Genomic DNA, 20,361 nt, shown 5'->3' on the forward strand with positions numbered 1-20,361 from the left:
CCCGGCCAAAGGCCGGGGGGCGGCTTTCGGGGAGGAAGCACCAAATGGATCTGAACTACTCTGTTGAAGAGCAGGCGTTTCGCGCCGAAGTGCAAGAATTTCTGTCACAAAAACTACCAAAGGAAATGTCCGACGCCATTCGCGTTGGTCGTGAACTTGGCAAAGAGGGCCATGAGAAATGGCACGCCATTCTCAATGAGCAGGGCTGGCTGGCCCCAAACTGGCCAAAGGAATTTGGCGGCTGCGAATGGAACGCAGTGCAACGTCATATCTTTGAAGAAGAATGCTGTCGTGCACATGCGCCCCGCATCGTGCCCTTTGGCCTGGCGATGCTGGCGCCCGTGTTGCAAAAATTTGGCTCAAAAGAGCAACAGGACCACTATCTGCCCCGCATCCTGTCTGGTGAAGACTGGTGGTGTCAGGGTTATTCCGAACCGGGCGCCGGGTCGGATCTGGCCAGCCTGAAAACCCGCGCAGTGCGGGAGGGCGACCACTATGTGGTCAACGGACAGAAAACCTGGACCACCCTGGGCCAGCACGCCAACTGGATCTTCTGCCTGGTGCGCACCGACCCAGACGCCAAGCAACAGTCGGGTATTTCCTTTCTGTTGATCGACATGGACACGCCGGGTATCGAAGTCCGCCCGATCATCTTGCTGGACGGCACCCATGAGGTAAACGAGGTCTGGTTCACAGATGTCAAAGTGCCGGTCGAAAATCTGGTGGGTGAGGAAAACAAAGGCTGGACCTATGCCAAATATCTGCTGACTCATGAGCGGACCAATATCGCCGGCGTTGGTTTTAGTCGCGCCGGACTGGACGCGGTGAAACGTATGGCAGGCAGCCAGATGCACCGAGGCAAACCTTTGAGCGAGAACCCGCATTTTGCCGCCCGTGTGGCGCGAGCGGAGATCGATCTGATGGCCATGTCCACTACCAATTTGCGGATCATTTCGCGGGCGGCCTCGGGCCAGGCGCCGGGGGTCGAAAGCTCGATGCTCAAGGTGAAGGGTACGGAAATTCGACAGGAAATCAATGATCTGGCCCGTCGTGCTGCCGGTGCCTATGCGATGCCATTTGTGTCAGAAGCCCTGGAAGGCGGCAATGAGCCGGCCATGGGGCCGGAAGGCAGCGCAGCGACGGCTCCGCAATACTTCAACAACCGCAAACTTTCGATTTTTGGAGGCTCCAACGAGATCCAGAAAAACATCATTGCCAAGGTCAAACTGGGAGGTGGGGCATGAACTTCGATCTGACAGACGAACGCCAGATGCTACAGGACAGCCTGCGTCGGTTCCTGCGGGATAATCAGGAAGCACTGAGCGCCAGCACTCGTTTGGGTAACAGCGACAATACCCTAGGCTTTGATGCTGAGATCTGGGCCAAATTGGCCGAGCTGGGCGTCATCGGTGCCCTGTTCAGCGAAGAGGATGGCGGCTTTGGCGGTGCAGGTTTTGATCTTACCACCGTGTTTGAGGAGCTGGGCCGGGCAGGCGCGGTCGAGCCCCTGCTGGATACCGCTATTCTGGGCGGTGGCCTGATTGCTGCTTTGGGAACTGAAGTGCAAAAAGAGCTTGTCGAGCAGGTTATCGGTGGTGAAGTGCACCTGGCCCTTGCCCATGGGGAACCCAACAGCCGCTATGATCTGGCGCAGGTGGAGACCACAGTAATACACGAGGGCGACGAATTGGTTTTGACCGGCCGCAAGGCTGTGGTGGTCAATGCTGAAGCGGCGGACTATCTGATCGTGTCGGCACGTGAAACTGGCGTGGCAAACGATGAAGAAGGTATTTCCCTGTTCCTGGTGCCGCGTGACAGCGCGGGGCTGAGCCTGCGCGGCTATCCCCTGATGGCTGGAGGGCGTGCGGCGGAGGTCGACCTGGATGGGCTGCGGCTTTCTGCGGCGGCGCGACTGGGTGCTGCCGGGGCGGGCTTTGCTGCACTGAAGCGGGCCAGCAATCGGGCGGAGGTTGCTCTGGTCGCCGAAACTCTGGGGGCCATGGAGGTCGCCACCGACCTGACGCGGGAATACCTGCTGACACGGCAACAGTTTGGCCGTCCCATCGGCAGCTTCCAGGCGCTGCAACACCGGATGGCCACCCTGTTGATTGAGCTCGAGCAGGCGCGTTCGGCGGTGATCAATGCTGCCGGTCATCTTGAGGCCACCGCAGCGGAACAGGCGCTACATGTCGCGGCGGCGCGCAATCTGGTTGGCCGGGCAGGACGTTTGGTCGCTGAGGAAAGCATTCAGCTTCATGGCGGTATTGCCATGACCGAAGAATATGAGCTGGCTCATATCGCGAAGCGGATCGTGATGGCGGAGCACCGCTTTGGCGACACGGATACGCAGCTGGAGCGGTTCATTGACCAAAGCGCTGCCTGAGGCAGATCAACAGGTGACGGGCCAGAATGAGACTGGCCCGTCGCAGTCAGACCAGACCTTTCAGATCGAAGATCCGGGGGTGCAGCAACTGGTTGGTTACAAGACAACGATTGACCGGCGGGATGGCTCTTGTGTGGTCATACTCGATCTGCAGCCGCCCCATTTGAACCGCCACGGCATACTGCATGGAGGAATCGTTGCGACGCTGCTGGACGTGGTTTGTGGCAATACGGCATCGCAGTTCTTTGATCGTGAAAACCATGCAGCCTTGGTCACGGTGTCTTTGACGCTGTCCTATGTGGCAGCGGTGCGCGGGGGGCGGATCACCGCTACAGCGCGAGTGACCGGGGGTGGTGCCTCTATCGCGCATCTCTTCGGAGAATTGCACGACGATGAGGGGCGGCTTTTGGCGACGGCCACGGGTGTCTTCAAAAGGATCAGAAAATGACGGTTTTGGCTCGACTGGAAGACCAAGGTGATCGTGCTGTTGTCGTAAACATGAATGCAGCAAGGCGCGGTGCCCTTTCGCCGGATCTTTATCAGGCGATCAAGGATGCCATCGCCCTGGCACAGGAGCCACGCATTCGCGCTATTTTGCTCACATCTGAGGGCGGTTTTTTCTGCGCGGGCGGTGATCTGAATGTCTTGATAGAACGGCGCAACCTGACCGACGCCCAGCGGCGCGACAAGGTGGATGAGCTGCATGGGATCATCCGGGGGCTACGCGCAGCACCGGTGCCGGTGATTGCAGCAGTCGAAGGCGGGGCAGCTGGGGCCGGTTTGTCGCTAGCCTTGGCGGCAGATCTCATCGTGGCCGAGGCTGGTATCAAATTTACCGCCGCCTATGTGAAGGCGGGGCTGGTGCCGGATGGCGGGCTGACCGCATCGCTGGCGCGTGTGCTCCCACGGCCCTTGGCGATGGAGATGTGCCTGCTGGCACGCCCGGTCACGGCCGAGCGCATGGAGGCCCTGGGGGCTGTGAACATGGTGGTGCCCTGCGATCAGGTGCTGAGCACCGCGCAGTCGCTTGCGACGCGCTTGGCCGAGGGCCCGCCTGAGGCGCAGCGGGAGATCCGCCAGATGATGGCGGAGGCCTATGAAACCAGCGAGGCCGCGCAGTTGGACCGCGAACGCAACGCAATGGCCCGTGCCGCCGGAGGACCGGAGGCGGGCGAGGGCATTGCGGCATTTTTGGAAAAACGGCCGCCGGAGTTCGGCGCAAAATAGCTCCCGGCTGAACCAGCCTTGGGGGGAGACAGGTGGAAACGGGAGGTGCGGTGATGAAGCTATGGCATGATCTATTGGCAGCGCAGGCCAGCGCGCGCCCTGAAGCTGCGGGGTTTTCCGACAGTCTGGGAAACCGCTGGACCTATGGCGATTTGGCGCAGGCGGCGGCTGAGCTGTCGCAGGTGATGCTAGAGACCGGCGTCAAGAGCGGTGATCGGGTGATGGTGCTGGCTGAAAACTGCTGCGCGGTTGTTGCCGCGCTGATGGCGGCATCCCAAACCGGCGCGGTTGCTGTGCCGGTGAATGCCCGCATGAGCCCCAAGGAAATCGACCGGATCCTGGAGCATGCACGCCCGGCTCTGGTGCTGATCTCGACTCAGGTCGAAGGTCAGACCCGCGCCCATGCCCCGCGGTTGGGGGCCAAGGAAATCTCTGGCAGCTATGGGGCGATGCACATGGCTGCCCCCTATCCCAGCTCAGCCGCCGCCCCCGATCAGGTTGCGGTTCTGCTCTATACCACCGGCACCACCGGCGCGCCCAAGGGGGTGATGCTGACCCATGCTAATCTGCTGTTTGGCGGCAAGACCTCTGCCGAACTGCGCGATATGGTGCCAGGGGATGTGATCTACGGGGTGCTGCCCATGACACATGTCTTTGGCCTGGCCTCGGTGATGACAGCTGCGCTCTATGCCGGGGCCGAAGTCTGGCTGGAGGCTCGGTTTTCTGCTCAAAACCTCTACGAGGCCCTGCGCCGTGGGGTCACTCGGCTGGCTGCGGTGCCGCAGATGCATGCCGTGGTGATGCAGTTTGCCAAGGAACAGGGGCTGGAACGGCTCGACAGTTCAGTTCTGCAATATGTCTCCTCTGGGGCGGCACCACTGGATCCCGACTGGAAGCGGCGGGCCGAGGCTTTTTACGGGGTGGCGCTGCAAAATGGCTATGGCATGACAGAGGCCACAGCAGGCGTCTGCGCCACCAAAAACAGCAGCCCAGGCGACCCGGATGTATCCGTCGGGCCACCCTTGCCCGGCGTAGAGGTGCGGATTGATGAAGGTGTCGCGGGTGGCGGCGGGGGCCTGGGCGAGGTTTTGATCCGTGGCGGCAATGTGATGCTGGGCTACTATCGCAATCCCGAAGAGACGCAAAAGGTCCTGGACGGCGAGGGTTGGCTGCGCAGTGGTGATCTGGGCCGGTTGGACGCTCAGGGACTGCTGCATATCGAGGGGAGATCAAAAGAGCTGATCATCCATGGCGGTTTCAATGTCTTTCCCCCCGAAGTCGAAGCGGCGCTCAACGCCCATCCGCAGGTGGTGCAATCCGCTGTGGTTGGCCGGAGGACCAAGGGGGATGAGGAGGTTCTGGCCTTTGTGCAGTTTGCCAAAGGCGATCAGCCCGAGGTGGCGGAGTTGATGCAATTCGTGCGCGCTGCGTTGGCTGGATATAAATGCCCCTCGCAGATTGTCCTGACCGAAATCCTGCCAGCAGCTCCAACGGGGAAGATCCTCAAACATAAGCTATTAGATCAATTCGCGCAGCAGTTGCTCTAAGCGAGACCAGCCGGGGCTCTCTGTTCGCATAAGCCCGGCTGAGAAGACACTGTCCAAATCAATCCAGATCCTGCGGCGGGTGGTGCCGCTTTTGACGGGACAGAGGGTGCCTTAAAAATCCTGCCATTTGCTGTCGCCGCTCCCGGTTGCGGCAAGCCCAGCCTGCGGGACGGCCTCATCTTCCCAATCCAGATAGTCGTGGGCGACGCTGGGTTCGGAGGTGGCAGCGGTTGTTTCCTGTGGAGTGGGGCTGCTCAAGCCGTGCTGGATCTTGAAACCTGCAACCACCTGGGTGAGCTTGAGCGCATCGGCTTTCAGCAAATGGCCCGCAGCCGTGGACTGTTCCACCATGGCGGCATTTTGCTGGGTGACCTGATCCAGCTGGGTAACACCGATATTGATCTCGGCGAGACCCGTGGATTGTTCAACCGCACCTTCGGTAATATCTGAGACCAGTTCGGAAATCTGGTTCACGCGACCCACGATGGAGTTGAGCGCGTCACCTGCCTTGCCAACCAGATCAACGCCGCGACCCACCTGCTCCGCACTGCCGCTGATCAGCGCCTTGATCTCCATTGCGGCCTCGGAGGAACGGGCGGCCAGACCGCGCACCTCGGCAGCAACGACGGCAAAGCCCCTGCCTGCCTCGCCGGCGCGTGCGGCTTCGACGCCGGCATTCAGCGCCAAGAGGTTGGTCTGGAAGGCGATGTCGTCAATAACTGTGACGATCTGGCCAATATGGCTGGAAGAGCCTGAAATCTCGGTCATGGCGGCCACTGCATTTGCAACCACTTCGCCACTGCTCTTGGCCTCTTGCTGGGCCTCTTCCATCGTCGCTTCGACGCTGCGGGCACCTTCGGCGGCGGCCTTGACCGAAGCGGTCATTTGATCCAGCGCGGCGGCGGTCTGCTCTAGGGTGGCAGCCTGGCTTTCAGTGCGGTGAGACAGATCATCCGACGCCTGGCTGATTTCGGTGGCGCCATTGCCGATCGACTGCGAGGCTTCGACCACCTGAGCGACCGTGCCAGAGAGCGTATCAATGGTCTGATTGAAGTTCAGGCGCAGCTTTTCATGGGCACCGGAGAATTCGACATCGATAGGCTGTGAGAAATCGCCGCGCGACAGCCGGACCAGTCCTGAGCTGAGATGCTGGACCACATCATGCTGTTCTTGTTGCAGGGCTGCACGACGGTCTTCGCCAATGCGGGCGTTTTGCAGATCCGTTTGCAACTCCACCAGCGCTTTGCCGATTTTGCCAATCTCGTCCTTGCGGCTGGCCGAAGTCACCTCGGTCTCCAGGTTGCCGGAGGAAACCGCTGCGATGTCGGTACAAACGCGCTCGATCGGGCGGATCACCGAACGGGCCACCATAATGCAAACGGCAATTAGAAAAGCTCCCATCACGGCAAAGCCGATGAGCAGATTGCGCGAAAGCGCCTGTGTCGTGCCCAAGACGGTATCAAGATTGCGGCGCACTTCGATCACGCCACGCAGATCTCCCAGCTGCCAATCGGTCTTGGGAGAGCCCGCAACGGTATTGTGACAAGCGACACAGACCTCTGAACTCATCTGATCCGCGACCGCCACGCGCAGGAAAGTGCTGCCATTGATTGTTTCGGTTTGTTGAAAACTCGCCTCTGGGTTCTCACTCAGAGTCTCCCAGGCCAGCTCCATGAAGTTATCCGTTGGACGGTCGGCGCGATTTTCAAAGGGGTAGGGGCTATAGAGGGAGAAACTGACCTGCTCCTGTGCAACCAGATTGCTGACATCATGCACCAATGTTGCAGGGAGCGGGATGGTTGCTGGGTCGCCTTTATGGTCAATGCCAGGGGACAGCGTTCCAGAGGCCTTGGCGTCACCAATCACATATTTGGTGTAATAGCTTCGGATAGCCTTGATCTGGTTCGCGGTTTGTCGCGCGCTATCTGTGGCTGCCGAAATGGCATTGTTTTGCATGGTAGAGGGCAGGAACAGCCCTGCGACAAGGAGGCCCAAGCAAAGGCAAAGCGGGATTGGCACAGCCAGTTTGAGCAGGAGTGAGTCTTTATTCACCTAAACGAACCTTCTATTCTCTAGGGCGTTGCTAGTGGGTAACTTGAAGGCGGCGCTTGCAAACTAGACGGCCAAACACTGCCAAACCAAAACGGGACAGGTTCAAACTCGCGCGATTCGGTTAATTTTTCTGAAAACTGGCTCGCATTCACCTGAGCGACAGCAGGGAGGGCGGGTGCAACTCTTTACAAAACAAAAAAGAGCGGCCCCGGGGGACCGCTCTGATTGAGAGTTAGGGATCTGGGCGCAGCGGGTCAGGTCGCCGCCAAAGACTGGGGCTGTTTTCCCGTCAGATCAGTGGTTTCAGGCCCAGTGCCCCTGGGCGGCATCGCGGATCAGGCGGATGTTTTCTCCATAGACCTCTGGGGTGGTGACTGAGCCGCCTTTGAACACGGCAGAGCCTGCAACCAGAACGTCAGCGCCAGCTTCCGCGACTAGGGGGGCTGTTTTGGGGTCTACGCCGCCGTCGATCTCGATATGTACGGGGCGGTCGCCGATCATCTGGCGCAGCTGGCGGACCTTTCCCGTCATGTCGATGAATTTCTGCCCCCCAAAGCCGGGGTTCACGGTCATCACGCAGATCAGGTCGGTCAGATCCAGGAGATGCGCCACGGATTCGGCTGGGGTGCCGGGGTTCAGTGCCACGCCAGCTTTCATACCCGCGGCGCGGATGGCCTGCAGGGTGCGGTGGATATGAGGACCTGCTTCGATATGCGCCGTCAGCACATCTGCGCCGGCATCACCGTAAGCGTCGATATAGCTGTCGACAGGCGAGATCATCAGATGCACGTCCATGACCGTTTTGACATGCGGGCGAAAGGCTTTGACGGCCTGGGGGCCAAAGGTGAGGTTGGGCACAAAATGGCCGTCCATCACATCTACATGCACCCAGTCCGCGCCCTGGGCCTCGATGGCCTGAATTTCCTGGCCAAAATTGGCAAAATCAGCGGAGAGGATCGACGGGGCGATCTTGATCTTACGGTCTAAGGACATCGGGCGGTTTCCTTTAGGAGGACAAAAGAGGAGTGTTCAGCCGCCATATAGACGTTTGGGGGCAATCTGCACAGGGGCAGATTGCCCCGTCAAAATATCGACATTTACAAAAGCTTCATTTCATCGACACAAATCGTTTGACTGTCCGCCTTAGTCAGTGCCCGAAACGAAAGGGACCGACTGTGCTGCGCATCGATAAATTGACTAAACGCTTTGGCGACAAGATTGCGGTAGATACCGCGACATTGGAGATCGACAAACCCTGCATGATCGGGGTGATCGGTCGGTCGGGTGCAGGCAAATCGACTCTGTTGCGGATGATCAACCGCCTGTCCGACGCCAGCGAAGGCCGTATCCTGTTTGAAGACCGCGAAATCACCGGCCTGCGCGGCGGTGACAAACGGGCCTGGCAGTCCGAATGCGCGATGATCTTTCAGCAGTTCAACCTGGTGCCACGTATGGATGTGGTCTCAAATGTACTGCACGGCACGTTGAATCGGCGCTCGACCTTTGCCACCATGTTCAACCTGTTCCCGATGGATGACATCCACAAGGCTATCGATATTCTGGATCGCCTTGGTATTGCCGAACATGCCGCCAAACGGGCCGAGGCCCTGTCGGGTGGCCAGCAGCAGCGTGTCGCCATTGCCCGCGCCCTGATGCAGGATCCCAAGATCATTCTGGCGGATGAGCCGATTGCTTCGCTGGATCCGATGAACGCTCAGACCGTGATGGAGGCCCTGCGCCGCATCTATGAAGAAGACGGGCGCACCGTCATTGCCAACCTGCACACGCTGGATACTGCGCGGCGCTATTGCGACCGGGTGGTGGGCATGCGTGATGGGCGCATCGTCTTTGATGGGCTGCCCGAGCAGCTGACCACCGGCGTCGCCCGCGAGATCTACGGCGCCGATGCCAGCTTCTCGGAAGCGGCAACATCCACCGAGATCGAAACCCTGGATGCCACCATCCGGGCCGAGATGGCAGAAGCCTGACCACCTGAACAATCCAATTTCATCACCCGTACCCGATGGGGGGGCGGGAAAACTTAACCGGAGAAATAAGATGAAAAAACTGCTGCTGGCCGCTCTGGCCTCGACCGCTCTGACAACACCCGTCATGGCCGAAGAAATCACCCAGTTCCGCATCGGCCTCTTGGGCGGTGAAAACGCTCAGGACCGTCTGAACAACAACGAATGCCTGCGCGCCAAAACCGAAGAGCTGCTGGGTGTTGAAACCAAGCTGTTTGCCCCTGCCGACTACAACGGCGTTATCCAGGGTCTGCTGGGCGGCACGCTGGACATGGCATGGTTGGGTGCCTCCGGTTACGCAAAAACCTACCTGTCCGACCCCGAAGCGGTTGAGCCTATCCTGGTTAAAGTAAACGTTGACGGCGGCTACGGCTACTATTCGGTTGGGTTTGCCCGTGCCGACAGCGGCATCACCTCGCTCGAAGAGATGCAGGGCAAAGTCTTTGGCTTTGGCGATCCTAACTCGACTTCCGGCTTCCTGATCCCTTCGATCGAGATCCCCGAAATCACCGGCGCCACCATGACCTCGGGTGACTACTTTGGCGAAGTCAAATTCTCCGGCGGTCACGAGCAGACCATCGTTGGCGTCAACAACGGTGACTTCGACGGCGGTGTGACCTGGGCCGACGGTCTGGGCAACTGGGAAGACGGCTATAACTCCGGCGCCCTGCGTCGCGCTGTGGATGCCGGCCTGGTTGACATGAACGACCTGGTTCAGATCTGGCAGTCCAACCCGATCCCAGAAGGTCCCATCGTTCTGCGCAAAGACCTGCCAGAAGACGTCAAGGTCAAGTTCACCGCTCTGATGGCTTCGCTGCCTGCGATGGACCCAGAATGCGCCTATGGTGTGCTCTCCGGTGAGGCCAAAGGCGTTATGCCAATCGGTCACGATGCCTATGAGGCGATCATCGAAGCCCGCAAGCTGAAGTCTAACTAAGACCTCTATACGGCTCTTTCTTCGGGGTCCGGGCAGCAGTGTCCGGGCCCCGTTTTCCAAAGATCAACGCGCCCTGAGGCGCGCGATCACAGATACCCAATTCAGGACGGCAAAGATGGCAGATCTGACCGCAGCGCCCCTCACGACGGCGGATATTCGCGCGCAATACAGCGAGATGACCCGACGCAAGCGTCTTTATGGCGGCATAATTTTGGTGGTGTTTGTCGCCTTGATGATGGCGGGCTTTCGGACCGCCGACGGCCGCAATGCCGGCTCTTTTTATGATGGCATTACCCATGTCTTTGACTACCCAAGCGAGGTTCTGGCCGAGGCCAGCGAGAAAGCAGCCGAGCTGCCTGGACATCTGGTCAATTTCTTCCCGGCTTTGATTGAAACACTGAACATCGCTGCGGCCTCGACACTGGTCGGGGTGGTTTTTGGCACTCTGTTGTCGCTGCTTTCAACCCGGGGCATGGCCCCCTGGCCGCGTCTCATCCCGTTGTTTCGCCGGATCATGGACATCAGCCGGGCGATCCCTGAAATCGTTATCGCCCTGGTGCTGATCTTTCTGCTGGGCGGCGGGCCGGTTCCAGCGATGATCGCCATTGCCATCCACACGGCAGGCGCGCTGGGCAAACTGTTTTCTGAAGTGAATGAAAATGCCTCGCTGAAACCCGTTGAGGGGCTCGAATCCGTTGGCGGTAGCTGGGGACAGCGCATGTGGCTGGGGGTGATCCCTCAGGTCGGCCCCAACTATGTGAGCTACGCCCTGTTGCGGTTTGAAATCAACATTCGTGCCTCCGCCATCCTTGGCTTTGTGGGCGCAGGCGGCATTGGCTACGAGCTGAAAAACGCCATGTCCTGGGGGCAGGGGCGTTATGATGAAGCCGCCGCCATCTTCCTTTTGCTATTTATCACCATCGTCGTGGTCGATCAGATCTCGAGCGGAATGCGTGACCGTTTGATCAATGGAGCCAAAGCATGACCATTCTCGAGGCCGAATTGACCCCCGCCAGCCTCAAGCAGGATATGGAACGCCTGTTTTTGAAAAAGAAGCTGATGGGCTTTGCCCTGCCGGCTCTGATCCTGGCCTATATGACCTATGTCTTCTTTGCCTTTGACATGCCCGGGTTGTGGCAGCGGGTCAGCTGGCAAAACGCCCAGACCCTGGTGAGCGACACCTATAGCTACAAGACCCATGTGACCCGCGACAATCGCGATGCCTCGGTTTCGGTTGCCATTGAGGGCGAACGCAAGGGCGCCTATCCTGAGGGACAAAGCCCTGACTGGGTGACGCTGGCTGCCGGTGCCGAAGGCGAGACCGTGATCGATCTCGAGAATGGTCATCTGGTGCGCTTTGGCTCGGACAGCATCGAATATGACATTCCGGGTTATGGGTTGGTCCGGGCCACCCCAACGCGCGCCAAAGGCGTTCAGGCAGAGCTGCCCGCAGGCGATGTGCCAGAGTGGATCAGCGTCTCCAAGAACCGTCTGGCCATTACCACCGATGCCGGTCGTCTGACGGTGACCCGCAACCGCGCCGAGGTCTTCCGCTACTTTACCGGTTGGGAGCTGTTCTTCTTTACCCTGGACAGCCCCTATCACGGGATGGGGCTCGGCGAAGTGATGACCCGCGCTGCAACTGGCGAGGCGGGGGCAATTTTCCATGACTTCTGGAACAACAAAATGTGGCGGCATCAGGATGTGGCCTGGGCGATTGCGGAAACCCTTTTGATGGCCTTCCTCGGCACCATTGGTGCGGGTATCTTTGCCCTGCCACTGGCCTTTATCGCTGCGCGAAACTTCTCTCCCTTTGGGCCCCTGCGGTTTGTGGTCCGCCGTTTCTTTGACTTCCTGCGTGGTGTGGACTCGCTGATCTGGACCGTGGTGCTGGCGCGGGCCTTTGGCCCTGGTCCTTTGACAGGAGCCCTGGCCATTCTGGTGACCGATACCGGGACCTTCGGCAAAATCTTCTCGGAAGCTTTGGAAAATGTGGATGAGAAGCAGATCGAAGGGGTGTCTTCGACGGGGGCCAAACCGGCGCAGCGCTATCGTTTTGGGGTGATCCCGCAGATCACACCGGTGTTGCTGAGCCAGCTGCTCTATTTCCTGGAATCCAACACCCGTTCGGCCACCATCATTGGCGCAATCACTGGCGGCGGTATTGGCTTGCTGTTGACCCAGGCGATCATCACACAAAAGGACTGGGAAGAAGTGGCCTATTACATCGTGCTGATCATCCTGATGGTGATGATGATGGATTGGCTCTCTGGCTGGCTGCGACGTCGCCTGATCAAAGGTGAAACCGGCAAATCCAAGCGCAAGGCCCGCGCCGATGGCAAGGCCTTTCTATTGCCCTGACGCCCGAGACCCTAAGTTGATACAGCAACCCCCTAGCGGCTCCAACTGAGTGGCTAGGGCAGATATTGGAACTCTCCCCTTGGCGAAACTCTCCCCAGAGACCCCGTTTTTTCATCCCGATTGCCAGGTTAGCGACAGCAGCTTTGGTGCCTATGTTGAAATTGGTGCAGGCAGTCGCGTGGCGAACAGCCATTTTGGCGACTACTCTTATTGTGACCGCAACTGCGACATTGCCAATGCGCAAATTGGCAAGTTCTCCAACATTGCCAGTGCCACGCGCATCGGGGCGACGGATCACCCGATGGAAAAGGCCTCTCTGCATCACTTCCACTATCGTTCAGCGCTCTATTGGGATGATGTTCCGGATGATGCGGATTGGTTCGCGCACCGCGCCAGCCGGCGGGCCCATATTGGGCATGATACCTGGATTGGCCATGGCGCCCTGATCAAGCCCGAAGTGACCATAGGCCATGGGTCCGTTGTTGCTTCGGGCTCGGTGGTGACCAAGGATGTGGCGCCCTATACAATTGTTGGTGGCAACACGGCGCAGCTGATCCGGCGTCGCTATACCGCCCTGGTGGCTGAGCAAATGATGGAGCTGGCCTGGTGGGACTGGGACCACGCCCGGCTGCGCAGCTGCCTGCCAGACTTCCGCAAGCTCACCGCCGAAGCTTTTCTGGAGAAATATGCCTCAGGACCGCGCCGAGGTACTTTGTAGCACCACTGTTTCGCGCAGCAACGGCCCGGTGATAGACCCCAAGGGGGGGCTCCCGCCCCCGCAGGTGCATCTGGCTTTGCCAGCTGCACCTTGGCGGCCTTGGGCCCGGCGCCGCTGCGCGGCGCAAAAGGGTCTGCTGAGAGGTCCTTGAGGGGCAGGTTTGCCCCACAAGGACCCTATCCATTTTATTTGGTCAGAGACACCTCAAGGGTAAACCCTGCCTACCGGCAGGGCCGCGTTGCGGCCCTTGACCTGTCTCTTCTGAAAAAAGCCCCGCGCCGCGTGAGCGGCGCCGGGCCCAACGGGAGAAGATCCTGGAGGGATCTATCGACGGGCGGGAGAGCCCCCTTGCCGGTAAAGGTCAGTCTTCCGGGGTGGCGTGGAGAGCAAACTGTTCGAGCCCGGCAGATTGCGGCTCAATGCTGCGGTAGCTTTCCTTTACCCCGGCGTCGCTCAGCTCACGTGATACGGTGAGCAGGGTGTTCGTTGGGTTCTCAGCGCAGAGATCCTGCATTTGTTGCAACTCTCCTAGGGCCACGGGTCGGGCACTGGCGAGATCTGGAGCCCCGTAATAATCGACAAAATGCTGCGCCAATAGCTCCCCCAGTTGGTCCAACTCTCCCTGCTCAATCTGCGTGACGGCAACAAAGGTTACCCGGCCTGATGTCTCTAACCCCAACCAGCCATTGGCAAAAGCCTGACGTTGTTTGCCGGTGAGGTCCTCTTCGACCCAGTTTGAGAATTCAAAGCCGCCGGAAATGCACCATTCCCCAGTGCGGGCCGGATTGGCAAAGACATTCTGATCGCTCTCGTCGAAATGGATGGCGCGGGCGAGATACATCATGGGGTCTCCAGTTGTGTGGTCAAAGGAATAAGCCGGGTGGTGTCTGTCTCGCGCAGCAACATACCAAAATCTTCGTCAACGCCGAGGAAGGTGCCAGAGGCGCCGTTCCACTGCCCGGCTTCACCGAGCCCATGTGCCAGACCACGCCATTCGGCATGCAGGGGTTCCACACCGTCTTCTTCCCACCGTGCGATCCAGTGCAGCGCATGGCGGGCCCAGCTTTCAAGCAGGGCAGGAGCTTTAACATCCGCACAGCCCTCGGCGTAAAGCGCGGTCTGATCCGGTGTTTCGCCAGTGTCCTCGCTTGCGGGCCAAAGCGGCAGTTCCAGCCCCACCACCAACCAGTCTGGCGTGGCCACTGGGTCGCTGGTGCTGGCAGCGACACGCAGCCGGCCACAGCGCCCCCCGTTGATGCGCAGACCGCCGCCCCATTCCAGATGCACCGCGACCTCTGGAGGGGCGAGGGCGCCAAGGGCGTTTTGCAGGCCGATCCCGCAGGTGGGTAACATGGCCATGGCTTTGAGCAAGGGCACCTCTGGCGCAAAAACCAGGGCGGCACGCATCAGATCGGCGCTCAGATTATAGGTCAACAATCCTGCATCGCAGCCCAAGACCGCCCGCTGGCAGGCGGTCTCGAATGGGTCTTCCTGCCCGGTCACGGCAAGGCCAGACATCAAAGGCGGGAAGGCGATCTCACTCATGCGGCGCCTCGGTCAACCAGGGTCTTGGCCACGTCAAAGAAGGCCTGTGCCTGAGCGCTATCAGGTTTGGCAGCCACAATGGGCGCGCCGCTGTCTGCTGCCAGCCGCACATCCAGATGCAGCGGGATCTCGGCCAGTAATGGCACGTTGAGCTTGGCTGCCTCGGCCGCTACACCGCCATGGCCAAAGACATGTTCCTCATGGCCGCAGTTGGAGCAAATATGTGTCGACATGTTTTCGATCATGCCCAGGATCGGCACATGGAGCTTGTTAAACATATCAATGCCTTTGCGGGCATCAATCAGCGCAACATCCTGCGGAGTCGAGACAATCACCGCACCATCCACATGGGCCTTTTGCGCCAGAGTCATCTGCACATCGCCGGTGCCCGGCGGCAGATCCACGATCAGTACGTCCAACGCGCCCCATTGCACCTGCATCAGCATCTGCTGCAATGCGCCCATCAGCATCGGGCCGCGCCAGACCACCGCCTGATCATCATTGGTCATCAGCCCAATCGACATCATGGTGACGCCGTGGTTGCGCAGCGGCAGGATGGTTTTACCATCCGGGCTGGCGGGGCGGCCGGAAACGCCCAGCATCCGGGGTTGCGAAGGTCCATAGACATCGGCGTCCAGCAGGCCAACGCGCCGACCCTGGGCAGCTAGCGCGCAGGCGAGGTTGGCCGATACGGTTGATTTTCCAACACCACCCTTGCCCGATGCCACTGCTAGGATGCGATCCACGCCGGGTATTTTTTGTGGCCCTTTGGGGGCGGCAGGTTTGGAAGGCTTTAAATCCGGTGGCGGTGCCTTGGCGCTGTGGCCGGTCAGCATCACCGAGACCTTCTCAACCCCATCCAGATCTTTGACGGCGGCTTCGGCCTGATCTCGGATCGGACCATAGAGATCTGCCTTGGCCGGATCAATTTCCAGGACAAACAAAACGCTGCCACCTTCAACGGTGAGGCCCCGTGTGAGGCCAGCGGCGACGATGTCCTGGCCGCTGACAGGATCGGAAATGCTTTTCAGCACCGCGAGGACGAATTCTCGGGTAATGGACACGCGGGACTTGCTCCTTTGATGGTGGCCCTGCAGGGGCCTTGGCTGTCTGGCTTTGAGAAAGAGGGCCGGGCAGTGCTTACCGCTGCTCCCTTTCTTTTCATTTATCTATCTGACTTGTCGCTTTGGTGCATCCGCCAACTGCGTCAGCGGGCAATTTTAGACGAGCGCAGGGGCCCTATCTGGTTGCTTGCCTGCACGTTCAATGGTCCCGACGTTTGCTGAGATAGTCCTCTGTGGTGCGCACCTGCGGGCGTTCGGCTCCGGCGAGGGGGCTGTCTTTTTGGTGAAACTGAGCCTGCACCCGGCAATCATCGCACATCTGGATCATACGGGCCATTTCGGGGCGGGCGAACATCGCATGTTTGCCGGCCAGTTTTTCGGTGATCTTCTCAATCGTGGATTTGACCCCAAACAGGGCACCGCATTCAACGCAGGCAAAAGGATCCTCCTCGTGCAAAACCACCTGAGACAGGGCCGCTGGCTCCAAGTTCAGCCGGGGCTCAAAGGAAATTGCATCTTCGGGGCAGGTATTGGCGCAGAGGCCGCATTGCAGGCAGGCCTCTTCCTGGAACCGCAGCTGTGGCAGATCGGGATTGTCGCCCAGAGCGCCCGAGGGACAGAGAGACACGCAAGAGAGGCACAGCGTGCAGCTGTCCTGATCCACCAGCACGGCTCCATAGGGCGCCTGATCGGGTAGGGGCAGCTGCTGGGCCTCGGGCTGCAGTGCCATGGCGGCCTGTCGCGTGATCTGACGGCGCGAACCCATGGGGCGGATGGGTGTCGCCAGCGGTTTCGGCGCCTCGGTCTCATAGAGCGCCGCACTTAGGGCATCCGGATCGGCAAGGTCCAACAGGCGGGCCTTGCCCGCGCCACCGATTGCCAAGGCCAGTGCCAGCTCGGAGGTCTGGACCGCGCGATCAATGCCCGGGCTAAGCAATATGGAAACATCGGCAAAGCCCGCTGCCAGAGCCGCAAGAATTTCAGCATGGCCAAAGGCATTGAGCGCAGAGACCTCAATCGGCACCACATCCGCGGGCAGCCCGCGACCAAAGCGTGCCGCCAGGCTGATCATCTCGCTGCCATGGGGGGTGACCACCAGCAGGCGCGGGCTGGACCCGCCAGCCTTTAGATAGGCCTGGGCGAGGGTCTGAATACGTCGGAACTGCGCATCCGTGGCCGGGGCGTCATAGGTGATCGCGCCAGAGGGGCAGAGCGCCGCGCAGGCCCCACAGCCAGCACAGATCATCGGGTCAATGCTGACGTGATCTCCGGCCGAAGCGATGGCCGAGGTGGGGCAATGGTCCAGGCATTTGCTACAGCCGGATTGAGAGGCCCGCGAATGGGCGCAGAGCAGCGGCTCGTGGCGCAGGTAGAGCGGCTTTTCAAAGGTGCCCACCATCTGCGAGGCCGCCAATAGGGCATCGGCAACCGCCTGGGGGTTCTTTGGGTCAGCGCGCAGGTAGCCTTCGCGCTTCTCCGGAGCTGGAAACAAAGCGGGGCCGCCACGCAGATCCAGGATAAGATCGCAGTCGGATTGGGCACCATCACGGGGGGCTGTCCAGCGCCACTGGCGTCCTGTGATATCAAGTTGCTGAAACCCATCAAAGCGGACCCGGAATTGCCCGAGGGCTCCCTCGGCTCGGCGTAAGCACCCCCGGATCAGGTCAAATTCGCGCCCCAGCGGGAGCTCCGCAGGATCTGCCAGGGTATCATCAGAGCCAGCCGCGGCGCCCGTCTCAACCAAGACTGTGACCCCAAGGCAATCCTGCAGACGTTCCGCTGCTGCCAGGGCGATGTCCGGTGCGCCCAGGATCAGGCAAAGCCCCTCGCAGGTCACATCCAGGAATTTTTCCGGCGGAATTTCCAGGCTGGCCTCCGCCACAAGCGCGGACATTTTGGGTATCAGATCCCCGCTATCCGCAGTCCAACCGGCCCGGTCCCGCAGGTCGAGCACCGGGGGGGCAGGCTGATCCAGTTCCGCCGCCAGATCGGCAAAAAATCTTTTTTCCTGGGCGCAGCAAATCACCGATTCGCCACCTGAAATTGCAGTGGCGGCCCTATCGGCCTGGGTGGTGCAGAGGGCGGAATGTACCGGGCTGCAGGCCAGGCCGCATGCTTTGGAAAGGGCCTCGGAGTTCAGGCTCTGCGTCCCTGAACAATCACATAAAATCAATTGCTTGGCCATCTTATTCCTCGCGACATTTTCGGTAAAATCCACGTGGATTGACCGCTGGCTGGGGGGTCAGACTAGCTTTGATTCTTGGCCAAGGTAAACCGGTTTCCAGCGCCAACAGGGGCCACAAGCGCGCGGATTCGGACCATGTGATTCGCCATTTGGTGGCACGCCAATTTCCTGAGCGTTTTTGTATAAATAGACATTTCGACCGCTCTACCCCGGCGGCGATTTTGCAGCGCCCCAATTTGTCCCGTTGGGGCGGTTTTCTTTGCTCCCTTCGATTTCCGGGTTTCGCGGCGTCACCCAGTCGACGCAGTCTTACAGGCACAATCGATGGTCTGACGTTTAGCGATCGGCCACAGCTGTGACAGGGAAATTGACAAAGGGTGTCGTGACAGGGTGAGGCAACGCACAGAGAAAACGGATGTGATGCCGGTCGGCGTGGTTTTGCGCCGCGCACCGGGCGTGACGCGCTGGACCAAATGGAACTGGACCGTCTCGGGGGTGCTCCCTGCAGCTGCCCCGGCCGCGTGGCAGCTGTTGCGCCGCGAGGGGGAGGTCACAGAGTATCACGCTGCAACCCTGCCTCTGGAGCTGCATCGCGCCGAGGCCGAGGCCTATATGCAGGCGCTGACCACCACCCCGCCAAGTCTCTACGTGATCATGCGCGAGATCAGCGACGGAGACTTCCCGCTGGAGGTCACTCTGGTCACCGCCTCCCCCTTTGAGGCGCAGGACTATGCAGACAGTGGTGAAGAACTGGTGGAGCGGGTGGCCATGCCAGCGGGGCTGGTGGCCTGGCTGCGCGAGTTCACGCTGGCGCATTTCCACGAGGAAGAGTTTAAAAAACGTCGCCGTGACAAAAAGGACATCGGCGCCAGTGAGGATGGCATCGGCGATCCGCGCATCAGCCAGCTCACCGATGTCTACCGCTCGCCTGCTCTGTCCAAACGGGGGCGGGTGCAATGAGCCGGGGTGATTTCTGGTCACGCCGACAGGCGGCGGTTGCGGCAGAGGCCGAGGCAGAAAAACAAGCCGCAGTTGCGGCTCAATCCGCGGCGCGTGATGCGGAACTGGCTGAGCAAAGTGACGAGGACATCCTGGCCGCTTTAGAGCTGCCCGCGCCGGAGAGCCTGAGTGAAGGCGATGACTTCAAGGTCTTCCTGACCGATCAGGTTCCTGCCCGGATCAAGACCCGCGCGCTGCGGCATTTGTGGCGCGCCAACCCGGTACTCGCCTGCGTTGATGGGCTGGTGGATTACGGCGAGGATTTCACCGATGCCGCCTGCGTGATCGAGGGGCTGCAGACCGCTTATCAGGTCGGCAAAGGCATGACCAAACATGTGGAAGCCCTGGCGCAGGAGGCCGAGGCAGAGCCCGTTGCCGCCGGGTCTACATCCGAAGAACAGCCTGTAGCCGAACCAGAGGCTGAGGCGCCTCCGGTTCTTCACGCGCTCCGGGCAGAGGCCGCGCCCGACCTGGACGCAAACGGAACCCCAAAGACGGTGGCCGCCCAGGGTGTGACGCCTGCTCAGCCCCCGGCCGCCCTGCGCGAGGATGTCGCCCAACCCACCGAAACGCATATCGCAACAGCGCCTGGGCGCATGCGGTTTTTCTTTGATGAGGGCAGGACATGAGCCTGATCCAGACAACCCGCCCCAGACGAGCTGCAAGGAGCCCAAAATGATGACAGAAGCTGAAGCCATCTCAGCGGCCGCCCCGCCGCCTGCGCCTATTGGAGCAGAGGACCAGATGCGGGCGGATCTTTACAACTACCTGGGCGTGATGCTGGCCGGGCCGCCGGATGAAATGCTGCTGGGGCAAACCTCGGGTTTGGCGGGGGGTGACAGCCCATTGGGCACGGCGATCAATGCCCTGGCGAAACTGGCGCGCCACAGCAAACCCGCCTCGGCGGAGCGCGAGTTCAACAAGCTGTTCATTGGCCTGGGGCGGGGCGAACTGCTGCCCTACGCCAGCTACTATCTGACCGGCTTTCTGAATGAAAAGCCACTGGCGCAGCTGCGTCGGGATATGGCGGTTGGCGGGCTGACGCGCGCGCCCAATGCCTATGAGCCCGAGGACAACATTGCCTCTCTGATGGAAATGATGGGCGCAATGATTGCCGGGCGTTTTGGCGCAGCCTCCGATCTGGCGCAGCAGAAACAGTTCTTTACCAGACATATCGGCCCCTGGGCCGGACATTTCTTTTCGGATCTCGAAGGTGCCAAATCTTCGGTTCTCTATGCCGCGCTTGGCGCTGTCGGGCGCCAGTTCATGGAGATCGAAGCCGAGGGTTTTCGGTTGAGCGCGGAGTAATCCGCAAAAGG

19 protein-coding genes are annotated in these 20,361 nt (G+C 60.2%); 13 read left to right on the plus strand and 6 right to left on the minus strand.

The window, feature by feature from the left end; all coding sequences use genetic code 11:
- Positions 1-44 precede the first annotated feature (44 nt).
- From AN476_RS05285 to AN476_RS05305, 5 genes are read left to right on the plus strand one after another with little or no spacing between them, the layout of a single operon-like run.
- The gene (locus AN476_RS05285) at positions 45-1,244 is read left to right on the plus strand and encodes an acyl-CoA dehydrogenase family protein (RefSeq protein ID WP_054459934.1); all 1,200 of its coding nucleotides are present in this window, start codon (positions 45-47) and stop codon (positions 1,242-1,244) included.
- On the plus strand, positions 1,241-2,383 hold the full coding sequence (locus AN476_RS05290) for an acyl-CoA dehydrogenase family protein (protein WP_054459935.1): 1,143 nt from the start codon (positions 1,241-1,243) through the stop codon (positions 2,381-2,383). Before AN476_RS05285 ends, AN476_RS05290 begins: the two co-directional genes overlap by 4 nt.
- Complete coding sequence (locus AN476_RS05295) at positions 2,364-2,831, plus strand: PaaI family thioesterase (RefSeq protein ID WP_083464246.1); 468 nt, start codon at positions 2,364-2,366, stop codon at positions 2,829-2,831. The genes AN476_RS05290 and AN476_RS05295 overlap by 20 nt, the downstream gene beginning before the upstream one ends.
- On the plus strand, positions 2,828-3,610 hold the full coding sequence (locus tag AN476_RS05300) for an oxepin-CoA hydrolase, alternative type (protein WP_054459936.1): 783 nt from the start codon (positions 2,828-2,830) through the stop codon (positions 3,608-3,610). Before AN476_RS05295 ends, AN476_RS05300 begins: the two co-directional genes overlap by 4 nt.
- Positions 3,611-3,663: 53 nt before the next feature.
- Positions 3,664-5,157: a class I adenylate-forming enzyme family protein gene (locus AN476_RS05305; RefSeq protein ID WP_054459937.1), complete on the plus strand. Its 1,494-nt coding sequence runs from the start codon at positions 3,664-3,666 to the stop codon at positions 5,155-5,157.
- A 111-nt stretch (positions 5,158-5,268) separates the two neighbouring features.
- Here AN476_RS05305 and AN476_RS05310 read toward each other — a convergent pair whose 3' ends face one another.
- Both AN476_RS05310 and rpe read right to left on the minus strand, forming a co-directional pair.
- Positions 5,269-7,209 (minus strand): methyl-accepting chemotaxis protein, encoded by a 1,941-nt coding sequence (locus AN476_RS05310; RefSeq protein ID WP_253279834.1) that lies wholly within the window; start codon positions 7,207-7,209, stop codon positions 5,269-5,271.
- 303 nt (positions 7,210-7,512) lie between these two features.
- Positions 7,513-8,202 carry a ribulose-phosphate 3-epimerase gene (gene rpe, locus AN476_RS05315; RefSeq protein ID WP_054459939.1) on the minus strand — a complete coding sequence of 230 codons (690 nt, stop codon included), beginning with the start codon at positions 8,200-8,202 and terminating at the stop codon, positions 7,513-7,515.
- A gap of 182 nt (positions 8,203-8,384) precedes the next feature.
- Here rpe and phnC point away from each other — a divergent pair, with 182 nt between their 5' ends.
- From phnC to AN476_RS05340, 5 genes are all read left to right on the plus strand, one after another.
- Positions 8,385-9,197, plus strand: coding sequence for a phosphonate ABC transporter ATP-binding protein (phnC, locus tag AN476_RS05320; protein WP_054459940.1), 813 nt, complete (start codon positions 8,385-8,387; stop codon positions 9,195-9,197).
- Positions 9,198-9,267: 70 nt separating this feature from the next.
- Entirely contained in the window at positions 9,268-10,170 is a 903-nt protein-coding gene (phnD, locus tag AN476_RS05325) for a phosphonate ABC transporter substrate-binding protein (RefSeq protein WP_054459941.1), read from the plus strand.
- A 115-nt stretch (positions 10,171-10,285) separates the two neighbouring features.
- Positions 10,286-11,155: a phosphonate ABC transporter, permease protein PhnE gene (phnE, locus tag AN476_RS05330; protein WP_054459942.1), complete on the plus strand. Its 870-nt coding sequence runs from the start codon at positions 10,286-10,288 to the stop codon at positions 11,153-11,155.
- Complete coding sequence (gene phnE / locus AN476_RS05335; protein ID WP_054459943.1) at positions 11,152-12,531, plus strand: phosphonate ABC transporter, permease protein PhnE; 1,380 nt, start codon at positions 11,152-11,154, stop codon at positions 12,529-12,531. The genes phnE (AN476_RS05330) and phnE (AN476_RS05335) overlap by 4 nt, the downstream gene beginning before the upstream one ends.
- Before the next feature lie 79 nt (positions 12,532-12,610).
- The gene (locus AN476_RS05340) at positions 12,611-13,249 is read left to right on the plus strand and encodes a chloramphenicol acetyltransferase (protein WP_054459944.1); all 639 of its coding nucleotides are present in this window, start codon (positions 12,611-12,613) and stop codon (positions 13,247-13,249) included.
- Between the two features lie 361 nt (positions 13,250-13,610).
- Here AN476_RS05340 and AN476_RS05345 read toward each other — a convergent pair whose 3' ends face one another.
- The 4 genes from AN476_RS05345 to AN476_RS05360 form a co-directional block, all read right to left on the minus strand.
- Positions 13,611-14,090 (minus strand): DUF6505 family protein, encoded by a 480-nt coding sequence (locus tag AN476_RS05345; protein ID WP_054459945.1) that lies wholly within the window; start codon positions 14,088-14,090, stop codon positions 13,611-13,613.
- The gene (locus AN476_RS05350; RefSeq protein WP_054459946.1) at positions 14,090-14,794 is read right to left on the minus strand and encodes a biotin/lipoate--protein ligase family protein; all 705 of its coding nucleotides are present in this window, start codon (positions 14,792-14,794) and stop codon (positions 14,090-14,092) included. Before AN476_RS05350 ends, AN476_RS05345 begins: the two co-directional genes overlap by 1 nt.
- A complete protein-coding gene (locus AN476_RS05355; RefSeq protein WP_054459947.1) occupies positions 14,791-15,858 on the minus strand; it encodes an Mrp/NBP35 family ATP-binding protein in 1,068 nt (355 codons plus the stop codon). The genes AN476_RS05350 and AN476_RS05355 overlap by 4 nt, the downstream gene beginning before the upstream one ends.
- Before the next feature lie 199 nt (positions 15,859-16,057).
- A complete protein-coding gene (locus tag AN476_RS05360) occupies positions 16,058-18,043 on the minus strand; it encodes a 4Fe-4S binding protein (RefSeq protein ID WP_054459948.1) in 1,986 nt (661 codons plus the stop codon).
- Between the two features lie 420 nt (positions 18,044-18,463).
- On the opposite strand from AN476_RS05360, the gene AN476_RS05365 reads away from it, so the two are divergent.
- Genes AN476_RS05365 through AN476_RS05375 form a run of 3 tightly spaced genes read left to right on the plus strand, consistent with a single transcriptional unit; the run spans position 18,464 to position 20,350 of the window.
- The gene (locus AN476_RS05365) at positions 18,464-19,003 is read left to right on the plus strand and encodes a DUF3305 domain-containing protein (RefSeq protein WP_054459949.1); all 540 of its coding nucleotides are present in this window, start codon (positions 18,464-18,466) and stop codon (positions 19,001-19,003) included.
- On the plus strand, positions 19,000-19,671 hold the full coding sequence (locus tag AN476_RS05370; RefSeq protein WP_083464248.1) for a DUF3306 domain-containing protein: 672 nt from the start codon (positions 19,000-19,002) through the stop codon (positions 19,669-19,671). Before AN476_RS05365 ends, AN476_RS05370 begins: the two co-directional genes overlap by 4 nt.
- A gap of 49 nt (positions 19,672-19,720) precedes the next feature.
- Positions 19,721-20,350, plus strand: a complete 630-nt coding sequence (locus AN476_RS05375; RefSeq protein WP_054459985.1) for a molecular chaperone — start codon at positions 19,721-19,723, stop codon at positions 20,348-20,350.
- The last annotated feature ends 11 nt before the right edge of the window (positions 20,351-20,361 follow it).

It is taken from the genome of Phaeobacter sp. 11ANDIMAR09 (assembly GCF_001294455.1).
GTDB lineage: Bacteria > Pseudomonadota > Alphaproteobacteria > Rhodobacterales > Rhodobacteraceae > Pseudophaeobacter.